This window comes from Mesorhizobium sp. M0772, from assembly GCF_040320135.1.
Taxonomy (GTDB): Bacteria; Pseudomonadota; Alphaproteobacteria; order Rhizobiales; family Rhizobiaceae; genus Mesorhizobium.
In genome coordinates this window covers 1-11,819 of sequence record NZ_JAMYPB010000090.1, presented here as the reverse complement: position 1 = coordinate 11,819, position 11,819 = coordinate 1, and the positions used below count along the sequence as shown (strand labels likewise).

At 58.3% G+C, this 11,819-nt stretch carries 10 protein-coding genes and 2 pseudogenes; 1 reads left to right on the top strand and 11 read right to left on the bottom strand.

Going from position 1 to position 11,819, the window contains the following annotated elements:
- Positions 1-245: 245 nt before the first annotated feature.
- The 8 genes and pseudogenes from NKI06_RS30220 to NKI06_RS30185 all read right to left on the bottom strand — a co-directional run bounded on the left by NKI06_RS30220 (position 246) and on the right by NKI06_RS30185 (position 6,578).
- Positions 246-1,220, bottom strand: coding sequence for a LysR family transcriptional regulator (locus NKI06_RS30220; RefSeq protein WP_023703124.1), 975 nt, complete (start codon positions 1,218-1,220; stop codon positions 246-248).
- A 64-nt stretch (positions 1,221-1,284) separates the two neighbouring features.
- Entirely contained in the window at positions 1,285-2,073 is a 789-nt protein-coding gene (locus NKI06_RS30215) for an ABC transporter permease (RefSeq protein ID WP_023687364.1), read from the bottom strand.
- Between the two features lie 3 nt (positions 2,074-2,076).
- On the bottom strand, positions 2,077-2,988 hold the full coding sequence (nodI, locus tag NKI06_RS30210) for a nodulation factor ABC transporter ATP-binding protein NodI (RefSeq protein WP_023685034.1): 912 nt from the start codon (positions 2,986-2,988) through the stop codon (positions 2,077-2,079).
- Between the two features lie 54 nt (positions 2,989-3,042).
- Positions 3,043-3,276: pseudogene (locus NKI06_RS30205) on the bottom strand (carbamoyltransferase N-terminal domain-containing protein); the annotation flags it as partial.
- A gap of 37 nt (positions 3,277-3,313) precedes the next feature.
- On the bottom strand, positions 3,314-3,943 hold the full coding sequence (gene nodS / locus NKI06_RS30200) for a nodulation methyltransferase NodS (RefSeq protein ID WP_023685032.1): 630 nt from the start codon (positions 3,941-3,943) through the stop codon (positions 3,314-3,316).
- Between the two features lie 13 nt (positions 3,944-3,956).
- A complete protein-coding gene (gene nodC, locus NKI06_RS30195) occupies positions 3,957-5,315 on the bottom strand; it encodes a chitooligosaccharide synthase NodC (protein ID WP_023687361.1) in 1,359 nt (452 codons plus the stop codon).
- Between the two features lie 13 nt (positions 5,316-5,328).
- Positions 5,329-5,988: a chitooligosaccharide deacetylase NodB gene (gene nodB / locus NKI06_RS30190; RefSeq protein ID WP_023672235.1), complete on the bottom strand. Its 660-nt coding sequence runs from the start codon at positions 5,986-5,988 to the stop codon at positions 5,329-5,331.
- A complete protein-coding gene (locus NKI06_RS30185) occupies positions 5,985-6,578 on the bottom strand; it encodes a NodA family N-acyltransferase (RefSeq protein ID WP_023685029.1) in 594 nt (197 codons plus the stop codon). The genes nodB and NKI06_RS30185 overlap by 4 nt, the downstream gene beginning before the upstream one ends.
- A 237-nt stretch (positions 6,579-6,815) precedes the next feature.
- On the opposite strand from NKI06_RS30185, the gene NKI06_RS30180 reads away from it, so the two are divergent.
- Positions 6,816-7,841, top strand: coding sequence for a LysR family transcriptional regulator (locus NKI06_RS30180; RefSeq protein ID WP_023694281.1), 1,026 nt, complete (start codon positions 6,816-6,818; stop codon positions 7,839-7,841).
- 80 nt (positions 7,842-7,921) lie between these two features.
- Here NKI06_RS30180 and NKI06_RS30980 read toward each other — a convergent pair.
- The 3 genes and pseudogenes from NKI06_RS30980 to NKI06_RS30170 form a co-directional block, all read right to left on the bottom strand.
- A pseudogene (locus NKI06_RS30980) lies at positions 7,922-8,155 on the bottom strand (IS1634 family transposase); the annotation flags it as partial.
- A 281-nt stretch (positions 8,156-8,436) separates the two neighbouring features.
- Positions 8,437-9,468, bottom strand: a complete 1,032-nt coding sequence (locus NKI06_RS30175) for a LacI family DNA-binding transcriptional regulator (RefSeq protein ID WP_023672231.1) — start codon at positions 9,466-9,468, stop codon at positions 8,437-8,439.
- Positions 9,469-9,772: 304 nt separating this feature from the next.
- Positions 9,773-11,101: a dicarboxylate/amino acid:cation symporter gene (locus tag NKI06_RS30170; RefSeq protein ID WP_023706359.1), complete on the bottom strand. Its 1,329-nt coding sequence runs from the start codon at positions 11,099-11,101 to the stop codon at positions 9,773-9,775.
- Between the last annotated feature and the right edge of the window lie 718 nt (positions 11,102-11,819).

The window sequence follows — 11,819 nt, the reverse complement described above, 5'->3', positions numbered from 1 at the left end:
AGCGCGTCAACAACACCGTCCGGCTGAAGGTTTGGAAGGGATTCATCGTGGTCGGCCGCAAGGGCCCGAACAGGCTTCCGCCTCCACACCTTCAGGCGCGTTCATATTCGTCATCGGACAATTGCAGAAATCGATTGCTTGGATAGGCACACATTTACGAAATGGATTCACTCTCGTTCGCTTCGCCCTTCTGCTGAGCAGTTGCGGGGTCGCAGGCGGCGGGGCATCGCCATCCATGCCTCCTCTCATAGTCGAGGGGGGGGCATTTTCTCAATTTGGGGACAACTGAGACGTCCGGTGCTCTTAGGCAGAGGAATCATACGAGATCCCTCCTGCAACATCATTTCCCGCATCCACAGGCTTGCCGGATCACTATTGTGGAGCGCAGGCCATTGAACGGCCTCCGTGAATGCGGGAGGAAGTGGCGGCGGAAGTTTGACAATCCGCAGGGGTGTTGTTTTTGCGAAATGCTGCGCCAGCCGTAAGGGCATGGTCCCGATGCGGCTGGTGCCTGATACAACGGGCGGGATCAGGCTAAAGCCGTGTACGACAACTTCGATGCGTCTCTCGAAACCGTGCTCGAGCAAATACCATTCCTCCATGGAGAGCTGCCGGGTGTCCCCGAATTTGAACACAACCTGCCCCATCGATAAGTATCGCTCCAATGTAAGTGGCTCTGACAGCTGCTTGTTCGTGCCGCAGCCTACGCACACGAGCATATCTTCGAACAGGGCTGCGCGAGGATGTTTCGACATGAATACTTCCGGCATAATTAGAAAATCAACGTCGCCGCGCCGGAGAAGCTCCTCGGGGTCGTCGGAAATAGGGAGACATTCAAAGCGGACGGCGGGAGCTTCCCGCGCAGCACGTTCTACGATCTTCTTAAAAAATACGAGCGTGATGTAATCGGAAAGGATAATCCGGAAGCGACGATCCGATTGGGCTGGGTTGAAGGCGTCCCAGGAAATAATCGATAGCTGGATGTGCAGCAATGCCTCCCTGACTGCTGGGGCGAGCCCCTCAGCGCGAGGTGTCAAAATGAGCTCGCGGCCGCTCATCGTAAATAGCTCATCGCTGAAATAGGCGCGTAACCGAGCAACGGCGGCGCTCATTGCCGGCTGGCTCAGGTTAATACTGCGGGCCGCCGCGGTGACTTTACGTTCCCTGACCAGAGCGTCCAACACGACGAGGAGATTCAGATCGAGTCCCTTAAAACGCATGTCTTGATCTAGGCGGCGTGTGAATGGGTTGCGACCAAACATTCAATTCGAATGGTGAGTAGCGTCAACGCATCAGCCTTCGACGAAAAAGAGCAATCGAAAAGAAGAAGGGCAAAACTGTGTATATGCAAAGCGCGCCGATATGCAGGCCCATTTTGTCAATCGGACGGCCAAGCATCGCTGGACGAATGAGGTCGATTGCATGTGCGAGCGGTAATAAGGAGGCAGCATACTGAAAAGCGCCGGGCAATTGGTTGACCGGAAACATCGCGCCGCAAAGGAACAGCATGGGTGTAATAACAAGCGTATTATAAAATATGAAATATTCATAACTGGGCGCAAGCGCCGTGACGACCATCGCTAGACTCGCGAAGGCGAGGCCATTGAGAGCGATGACTGGCAGCAAGCAGAGGATGGATGGCCACGATGCGTAGCCGAGCGTGGTAGCAACAATAGTGATTGCTGTGCCCGCCATGAGGGCCTTCGTGGCTGCCCACGCCAATTCGCCGAGTAAGATATCGCCGAGCGTCAGCTGAGTGCATAGCATTCCTTCCCAGGTGCGCTGGTCGCCCATGCGGCCGAAACTCCCGTAGACCGTTTCAGCGGTCGCCGATGCCATCACGCTTGTGGCAACCATGCCAGCCGCGAGAAACGCAATGTACGAAGTGCCCTCAACAGGACCTATCATTGTTCCGATGCCAAAGCCGAGACCGAACAGATAGATCATCGGATCGGCGAGGTTGCCGAGAACCGATGCAAGCCCGATTTTCTTCCATCCAAGATAGTTGCGGCGCCAAACCGCGACCCAATTCCACGCATTGGCGGGCATGCCCGCCGCATAACGTTCGCCCATTGTTCAGTCCTCCATCTCGCGCCCGGTTAACCGCAAAAACACATCCTCGAGATTGGGGGGACGCTGCAGAAGGCGTAGACCCGTGCGCCCGCGTAGCTGCGCCAGCACCTGCTCCGGATCGGGTGCATAGCAAAAAAGCGTCTCACCGCTCACCTCGATGCGCTGTGCGTACGGCCGGATCAGCGCACCTAGTTCATGCGGATTGCCGCCGTAGACCTCCACCACGTCACAGCCGATCTGCTCGTCAATGAGTTCGGACGGGCGACCTTCGGCGATCTTGCGCCCCTCCTCCATAACGCACAGCCGATCGCACAGCCGCTCGGCCTCTTCCATGAAATGGGTAGTCAAAAGAATAGTCTTGCCCCGCGCCAGCAGCGATCGCAGCCGATCCCAGATCAGGTGGCGGGCCTGCGGATCGAGGCCGGTGGTCGGCTCGTCCATCACCAGCAAGTGCGGGTCATTGATGAGCGCACGCGCGAGCGTCAGGCGCCGCTTCATGCCGCCGGACAGTTCGGCGACGCGCGCATCCGCTTTGTTCTCGAGGCGGGCGAACTCAAGCAGCGATGGTATGACCGCATCGATCTGGCGTCTGCTCATCCGGAAGTAGCGCCCGAACACCAACAGGTTCTCGCGTACAGTGAACGCGGCATCAAGATTGTCGAACTGCGGGACCACGCCGATGCGCATACGTGCCAAACGCGCGCGCGCCGGCACTGGAGCGCCGAGCACAGTAATCTTCCCCGCATCAGGCGATGTCATGCCGAGGACCATACGCGCAATCGTGCTTTTGCCCGCGCCGTTCGGTCCCAAGAGCCCGAAGCATTCCCCCGCCGCAACGCGGAACGACAGCCTGTCGACAACGAGCTTGTCATAAGTTTTGCTTACGTCAGTAAGGTCGATCGCTATCATGGACATGGGTTCATTTTACCGAGAGGGACGACAAAACTGGCGGTCGCTTGGTTCCCTGCCGATCTGAAACTGTGACTCGTCTTCGCCATCCCCGCCGTCGATAACGAACTGATCGACATCACAAGGATCTAGCCGCTGCTCCGCTAAAGCGGCGACAATTGCGTCGAGATTATCGATGGATTGGTAACGCGGATCGTTGTGCCGCTTTTCCTGGTCATCGCAGAAGACGAGCCGTCCATCCTGGACCAGGGCGATCGCCCCATCATGGGTCAGCTTGGTACCACAGATGCGCATAGTGTCTCCACGTTAACGGCGATAGATTCGAGATTCATCAGGAAGCGGAAATCGGGTTCCGGAAACGGACGAGCAAGCAGTCTTCGTTGACCGACTCGCCCCGACACTCAAGCCGCTCTACCTCGATCAACGTTTCGTTCAGCATGGCGATGACCGGCTCAGCACCAGCGGCGTGACCCCAGCGACGGCAATTAGCATCCCTTGCCGATCCGAAGATCAGATGCCCGCCTGGCGCAAGCACCCGCACCAGGTTTTTGACGGCCGCGCGCATCTCGGCTATGTCTCCGAGGTAGTAGAGGACCTCCGCCACAACGATCACGTCAAACAACTCGTCGGTCGAAAACTGTTGAACATCGCAGACTATCCAGTTGATGCGCGACGGCTCCTTTATCCGTTGACGTGCTCGAGCAATCGCTTGCGCCACGACATCGATGACGGTGAGCCCTTGGCAGTAGGGGGCTAGTTTTTCCGTGAATGCGCCGGCAGCGCACCCGACTTCGAGGGCATTTGTAATGGAGCCTTGGGCAAGCGCCAGCTGGAGCATTTGCGTGTGGCGCTTCCGCTCGAATGGATTGCCGTCGAGGCCCCACGGATCGTCGGCGGCCAATTCCCGATCAAGCAACTGATGATTCACGTTCTGGGTCAAACTCGTGCACCTTTCGTCCATTAGGTATTTGCGATCAATCGTCGCCGCAAATGTTGTCCGACAGGACTAATTCCGAAGAATCCCGCGCAAGACTGAGCCTGCGAAGCGGAGCCGAATGGGGCGAGAGTTCTGCCCTGCTGGAACCAGTGATCGGAGCTTGGGTGGGGGCCTGTTTTCCCCCAGTGTTCGATGTAGCGACAGCAGAGCTTCGCGACAGCCAATCGCTATTGCTCAAGGTACACAGCGCGTAGGCCTTCAACGGAAGCAAGAGAAAGACGTTGATGAACGTGTGCAGCGAAAAGCCAAGAAATCGAAATTGTCGAGCACGAAATGCTACCACGCTGCATCGGAGCATGGTCATGGACACAATCATCAGTCCTGTCCACCAAGGCACAGTGCCTGTCAGTGCGAAATGTGCGAGGCCCGTTAATACCGATAGGGCGAGGAGTAGCGCGCCGAGATTCTGTCCGACCACGTCCAACGTGAGATAGCTATTTAGGCTAGGCAGCAAGCGCAGCCCAAGCAGTGTGTCCCGGAATGTGCTTCGTGCCCAACGGAGTTGTTGGCGCAGATACGGTCCGAGTCTGTTCGGAACGACTGTGGCCGCGATGGCGCTCGGAACGTATTCGGTTCGAAAGCCTGCTTTCAGCATCAGGATAGTGAGATGGCGATCCTCACCGAAGTCGCTTGGCTTGCCCCGAAAAAATTGCGACTCGTACTGGTCCAGTAACAAAAGGAGCGCAGACCGGCGGTACATGGCACATGGGCCGCAACAGCACATAACGGCACCGAAGCGAGCCTGTGCCGCGCGCTCCTCGTTGCAAGCCAGCCAGTACTCCATGTCTATCAGCCTGGTCAGCCAGCTCTCGGTTCGGTTACTGGCCGTCAACTGACCCATGACTGCGCCGACCGCTGAATCTCGCATCTTCGGTACAAGCTTCGAAATGACGTCGGGCGCGAGTACCGTGTCTGAATCAACGTTAAGCACCAGATCCCCTGATGAGCGTCGTATCGCGGCGATCTGCGCCTTGCGCTTTCCAACATTCTCGGGAAGCAAAATGATGTCGAACCTGGGGTCGCGCGCGTAGTCTTCGTGGACAGTTCCTAAGGCTTCGCGATTTCCAGAACCGTCATCAACCAAATAGACCCGAAGTCTTCCGGCGTATTCTTGGTCTGCAATGGAAGCCAGGCACTCTGAAAGCGTGCGCGGATCCTCGTTGAAGCAGGGGACGATGACATCGACGCTGGGCAGTTTGTCGGAGCCGGCGAGAACCTCCAACGCCGACGAATCCTTTGTCGGCATAGCATAAAGCCCTTGCATGCTCTTATAGGCAGTCGAGAGCAGTGCATAAAGCGAAATGGCCACAGTGCTGGTTGTACCAAGAAGAGTCATGGGATCTCGTTGTTCAGTGATGTTGAGGAAGTGAGCGGATTACAAATCCGCGCTCACGCAGTGCTGGAATCAGCCGGGACAGCGCCGTGACCGTCTGGTCGCGCATGCCGGCGTGAGCGCCCTGGCTCAACTCGCCGGGAGGGCATCCGTCGTGCAAGAGTACAATTGCGCCCGGCCGGACGGAGGCGAGCACTTTATCGATAATCGCCTCGACTCCAGGGCGAGACCAATCTCGAGGGTCGACGGACCAATGAAGGGCCGCCAGCCCGGCGATCTGTGATGCTGTGCAGACTTCTTCGCTCCAGGCGCCGTAGGGCGCGCGAACAAAGCGGACCGAGGCCTGCGGGCACGCTCTCATGATGGCGTCGTTCGCTTCAAAGACCTCACGTTGCACTTCGCCGAAACCGCATTGGTACAGATCCGGATGAGACATCGTGTGGTTGCCTACCTCGTGCCCTTCTGCGATCATCCGTTGGATTAGATATGGGTGCTCTAAGGCGTAGGCGCCGATGACGAAGAAAGTTGCCGGCACCCGCTGCTCTGCCAGCACGTCGAGAATCTCCGGTGTGAAAAGTGGATTGGGACCGTCGTCAAACGTCAGATAAACGCTTCGACGGCCGGTGCCGTCAGAGCACTCACGGCGCACTTCGTACAAGCAATCGGACCGGCTCATAGCTCTGGTCCGTTCCGATCTATCATCGTGCCCGTGGGCCATTCGCTGATCGGCCGTCCAACTGGCAGAACAATTGTGAGTGCGTCATCGATGCGTGTGGGCGGCAGGTCGAGGCGGGCCTCTGGTCGGGTGGAGCGCACGCGAATTCCCGACAAAACGGCCATAGGGCTGTATCGCCGTCCGAACCTCTCAACATGATTCCGCATCGCGTCCCTGACCGTTCCGAAAGCGAATGGAACGCCAAGCTCCTGCAGTATTGGAAGCATGACATGGATTGAATGGGCGATTCCCAGACCCTCAAGGTCCGGACGTACCCCGTACAGGCCCAGTTCAGCCACCAACAGGTCGACCGCGTCGACCTTGATGAAACGGCGCAGTATGCCCATGTGAGCCGCTACACCGCTTGAATCATAGGCGATTACGCGGAGTTCAGGCCTGGCTCCGGCCCAGCTTCGACTACCTTCGAACGGTTCTGCGTTGGACGCCCCAGTCGGCCCGTACGTATCACGAAAGAACTCGGCGAGCTTAACGTGATCGGAGAGCTGCAACTCGTTTTCCCAGCACAACTTCCACTGCACCTGATGGCGCATTCAGGACCTCTCTTCATATTGGTTTTTGCGGCCGCATTACTCGACCAAAGCGGCGTTGTTGGCTGCACTCAGCCGTTGTCGTTGGCGAAGGTGAGCCAGACGCTCTCTCGAGTTCCGGCCCGTGTCGTCGATTTGAGCTTGACGTCGCTCACTTTCCGTTCCTCTAATGCATGGCTCGTAAATTCGTAAAATTGATTGTTTGAATGACACGCATCCACACGTTGGATAGAACATGACATGCGTTTTAAAGGGCTGGATCTAAATCTCCTCGTTGTGCTGGACGCTCTGATGAGGGAGCGTAAAGTCACTGCCGCGGCTCGCAGTATCAACCTGAGCCAGCCGGCCATGAGCGCCGCCGTTGCTCGGCTACGCGCCTATTTCAACGATGAGCTATTTACGATGAACGGCCGCGAACTCATTTTGACGCCGCGCGCCGACGGGCTCGCCCCAGCAGTCCGGGACGCATTGCTGCACATCCAGCTATCGATTATTTCCCCCGACGCCTTCAACCCGGCCCAATCGGATCGTCTCTTCCGAATCATGCTTTCCGATTACATCACGCTCGTATTTTTTAGGAAGATAGTAGAGCGCGCTGCGCGGGAAGCTCCCGCCGTTCGCTTTGAATGTCTGCCTATTTGCGACGACCCCGAGGAGCTTCTCCGGCGCGGCGACGTTGATTTTCTAATCATGCCGGAAGTGTTCATGTCGAAACATCCTCGCGCAGCCCTGTTCGAAGATAAGCTCGTAGGCGTAGGCTGCGGCACGAACAAGCAGCTGTCAGAGCCACTTACATTCGAGCGATACTTGTGCATGGGACATGTTGTGCTCAAATTCAGGCACACCCGGCAGCCCACCATGGAGGAATGGTATTTGCTCGAGCACGGTTTCGAGAGACGTATCGAAGTTGTCGTACAGGGCTTTAGCCTGATCCCGCCCGTCCTGTCAGGCACCAACCGCATCGGGACCATGCCCTTACGGCTGGCGCAGCATTTCGCAAAAACAACACCCCTGCGGATTGTCCAACTTCCGCCGCCACTTCCTCCTCCTGCATTCACGGAAGCCGTCCAATGGCCTGAGCTTCACAATAGTGATCCGGCAAGCGTGTGGATGCGGGAAATGATGTTGCAGGAGGCATCTCGCTTGGCGCCTTTGCCTGAAATTATTGAGCGTCTCGGGCACGCCGATCCGACCTTTCGTTTCTTGGTACCGACTGCCACCTCGAAATCGCGTGCGAAGTCCCGGAAGATGTTGAGCCCCACCTAATCACCGCCTGTAATACAGGCTGATCAGCATGTTCGACAAGCGCCGGCGCGGCGCGTGTAACCTACGTTCTGGGGCTGATCTCAGGCGAGTTGCTCGTCGAGGATGTGTGGCAGAGTGATGCCAGCTGCCTTGATTGCCCGCTTTGGCCGTAGGTGGTGACGACGCGAGCATTCTTTTCGATGGCGGCTCTGGAGGCGGACGCGATCGCGTAGGAGCGGTCGCCCTTCGGGCGTCGGGCCTTTGGCCCGGCAGAGCGGCGCAGTTCCTTGCTAAGTGTGGTCGCTGAGGGGCCGGAACGAGCAGAACACACGCCCGGGCTGCTACTGAATTGACTGCCGCCTCGATTTGCGTGCGAAGTCCCAGAAGATGGTTTTCCTACCTTGCCGGCTGTGCCGCGGCTTGTCACGTGCAGCCAGGCGAGGAGATGGCGGTCGACGAGGTCGACCCCAAATGGACTGTGCTGGCCTCGCTCGGCTCTTGCCGTGCGGGATCATTGACCACACCCCCCTTGCACGAGAACTTCGGGCATGTTGGCAAGTGAAGCCGGTGGAGGTTGACGCTGCGGATCTAGGCAATCTACCTCGCGCTTCCGCCTTCATATATTTTCCGGCAGATGGATGTCGAACGGCAGAAATGTCTGTCCGGGTGTTTCAGCGGTGCCGGTCTCGATAGCCCGTGTCATCAGCGTTATCAGCTCCTGGCAAAGCCGGCGCATTGGCGTGGCGACCGCCATCGTGACGATGTTATCTGCAAGCGCTGCCCGAGACTCAGGTGTGATTTCATTCACGATCGCGACGAGATCCCGACTTTTGCCCTCTTCTCGGAGCGCGGAGATCGCGCCCTCCATGCCGCCGCCGGCGACATAGAAGCCGACGAGCTCGGGCTCCCGCTGCATGAGATCAAGCGTTGCCTCGTAGGTGATCTGCCGTTTCTCGAGGTTCATGACCGGATCCAGCACCTCGAACGTGGGCGCGTTCTCACGGCAATAGGAGCGAAAGCCGACGTCACGGAGCTCGTGCCCCTGGAAACGATGGCTGCCGACAAACACCGCCACTTTGCCGGGCCGTTTTGCGACCTTGGACACCATCCAAGCGGCCGTGCGCCCCACCTTGCGGTTGTTGAGGCCGATATACCCCTGTCGCACGCCGGCGGCGAAGTCGGAAAGCAGTGAGAAAACCGGAATGCCCTTGGCCTTGAGGTCCTCAACCGCTGCTGTGATTTTCGGGTGGTCCGGTGCCACCATCGCGATTGCATGGCAGCGTGCGCCCAACTCCTTGAGCGGCGCGATCAGGTCGCTTGGCATATGTGACGGGGCGAATTCGACGAGCGGAATGCCGTGGAAGGACTGGGCCAAATTGACCGATGCTTCGACCTCGCGCGCAAAATCTTGGTAGAAATGCTGGGCCGGTTTTCTCAAGATGAAGCCCAGACGGTAGTGCGGTAGGTCTCGCCGCAACCGCTGCTTGATTAGCCCGGCAGCATGATAGCCGATCGCCTGGGCGGCGTCGTGGACCCGCCGCGCGGTCTCCTCGCGCACCGGATGGCGGGCGTTCAGAACCCGATCGATCGTTGCTACGCTGACTCGGGCTTCGCGGGCGAGATCGGCAATTGTGGGGCGCTTGGTCATAGGTCCTATTCTGATTGGTTTTTGACGCGGGCCGGCTCTCTGTCCGCCTAACGCGTTTCGGTTTCGGGTGGCAAAGTGAAGACGTCCCCATACGAATGGGCACAGCGTGTTGGACGAACATCATTGCAGACGTAAACCGGCCGGGTATACTGAAAGGCTCATTCGCTTAAAGGGCGGTGACGATTTGCACTCACACATTTAGCGCTTCTGATACATGGTCCGTGAGGAGCCGTTTAGAGGCTGCGGGTCGGTCGTTCAGTTATGTGACCAGCTAAGCGACTTCACAGGTCGTGGGTCGCCCACCTTACTTGCAGGAGGGTAGCCGGTTTGATGCCTCGGTAAGCTGATGACCGCTGAAGGCAGCTTTCATCTGTGCTCGGTCCAACTCTCCTTCCCAGCGTGCGACGACGAGGGATGCCACTGCGTTGCCGACGCAATTCGTCAGCGCCCGGCATTCGGACATGAATCGGTCGATGCCGAGTATCAGTGCCATCCCAGCAACGGGAACACTCGGAACTACCGCGAGCGTAGCCGCCAGGGTGATGAAGCCCGCACCTGTCACACCTGCAGCGCCCTTGGAGGAAAGCATTGCTACGAGCAGCAGCAGCACCTGATCGCCGATGGACAGATCCGTGTTCGTCGCCTGTGCGATGAAGAGAGCCGCTAGCGTCATGTAGATATTCGTGCCGTCCAGATTGAACGAATATCCGGCCGGGATGACGAGACCCACAACCGAACGCCTGGCGCCCGCCTTCTCCATTTTCTCCATCAGCGACGGGAGCGCCGCCTCCGAGGAGGACGTTGCGAGGACAAGCAGCAGCTCTTCCTTGATGTAACGAATGAGAGAACAAATCGAAAAGCCGTTGTAACGGCAGACTGCGCCGAGAACCCCGAACACGAAGAGGAAGGCGGTGAAATAGAACGTCGCGACCAGCATCGCGAGGTTGACTACCGAACCGATGCCATATCTGCCGATGGTGAAGGCCATCGCGCCAAAAGCGCCGATCGGCGCGGCCTTCATCAGAATTCCGACGAGCTTGAAGACAGGCACAATTAGCGCCTGGAGGAAGGAAACGACAGGCTTGCCCGTCTCTCCGGCCATCGCAAGCGCCATGCCGAACAGAACCGAGAAGAACAGCACCTGCAGGATGTCGCCTTCCGCGAAGGCACCGACGATCGTTGGCGGGATAATGTTCATCAGGAAGCCGGTGACCGACTGCGCTTTGGCTTTTGCGGCATAGGTATTCACGGCCTGGACATCGAGCGAGGCCGGATCGATGTTCAGGCCGTCGCCAGGCTGGACGACATTGGCGACGATGAGGCCGACGATCAGCGCGAGCGTTGAGAAGGTGAGGAAATAAACCATTGCCTTGCCGGCGACCCGGCCGACCTTATGAAGATCGTTCATGCCGGCAATGCCGGTCGCAATTGTCAGGAAGATGACAGGCGCGATGATCATCTTGACCAGCTTGATGAAGGCATCACCCAGCGGCTTCAGGCTCTCGCCGGTCTCCGGATAAAAGTAGCCAATTGCGACGCCGAGCGCGATGGCGGCAAGCACCTGGGCGTAGAGCTTGGTGTAGAAGGGTTTGCGGGGCGCGGGACTCGCGCCGCGGACTTGTGCAGCTGACACTGTTTCTCTCTCCCTGACCGGATCGAGGTGGCGTGACTTCTCCCGGGCTTCTCCCTATCGCGGCGCTCCGGTCGAACGCTGCACCAACGCCGCCGCAATACCTATGCCAGATGAATCCGCATCACCTGAACTGATGTGGGCTCGCCAATGATGGAGGAGCGGTGTCAGACCAGCGGGCAAGCCCGCGGTCCGAACGCCCTTGATGGTCTGTGGCAGAGTGCTGCCGGTCGATCCCTCTGGCTAGCGGTTTTGCTGCACAGAGCGTGGTGGGTTCCTCGTTAGCCGGCTTTGGACCGGGCCCCATCGTTGGCGCCAGCGCGTACCAATAGGTCGCCTGTTCAAGGCCGTCCAGATGACAGGCTAACTTACCCCTGTTCGGAAGCGCTCGTTTCTAGACAGCCTACGACCATGCAGCCACTGCAATCACAGAATAAATTCGGACGGCCTTTTGGACGACCCATTTTGCAAATCAACGCCCGCAGCAGGGCATAGGCGCTAAGGTAGGTATTGCCCTGCGGAATCGGGTGTGATTCTACACTGCGATGACACACGAATCGCTTGTTGATGACGGCTGGGCCGAGACGATTGAGCTTCTGGGCGGCGAAGAGTTGATCGCAGGAAGTGCCCGCGAGACGAAGGCGTTCCTGCGCCCGCGCGGCGTCAGGTCGGCGAGCGACCTGTTGCGCCTGACACTGGCTTACTGCCTTGGCAAGGTTGG

Bases quoted from the DNA above. Each gene is read 5' to 3' on its own strand.
- nodB (WP_023672235.1), bottom strand. From the start codon at position 5,988: ATGAGCCGGTCCGATTGCTTGTACGAAGTGCGCCGTGAGTGCTCTGAC.
- NKI06_RS30175 (WP_023672231.1), bottom strand. From the start codon at position 9,468: ATGACCAAGCGCCCCACAATTGCCGATCTCGCCCGCGAAGCCCGAGTC.
- nodC (WP_023687361.1), bottom strand. From the start codon at position 5,315: ATGACTCTTCTTGGTACAACCAGCACTGTGGCCATTTCGCTTTATGCA.
- nodS (WP_023685032.1), bottom strand. From the start codon at position 3,943: ATGGACGAAAGGTGCACGAGTTTGACCCAGAACGTGAATCATCAGTTG.
- NKI06_RS30220 (WP_023703124.1), bottom strand. From the start codon at position 1,220: ATGCGTTTTAAGGGACTCGATCTGAATCTCCTCGTCGTGTTGGACGCT.
- NKI06_RS30185 (WP_023685029.1), bottom strand. From the start codon at position 6,578: ATGCGCCATCAGGTGCAGTGGAAGTTGTGCTGGGAAAACGAGTTGCAG.
- nodI (WP_023685034.1), bottom strand. From the start codon at position 2,988: ATGTCCATGATAGCGATCGACCTTACTGACGTAAGCAAAACTTATGAC.
- NKI06_RS30215 (WP_023687364.1), bottom strand. From the start codon at position 2,073: ATGGGCGAACGTTATGCGGCGGGCATGCCCGCCAATGCGTGGAATTGG.
- NKI06_RS30180 (WP_023694281.1), top strand. From the start codon at position 6,816: ATGCGTTTTAAAGGGCTGGATCTAAATCTCCTCGTTGTGCTGGACGCT.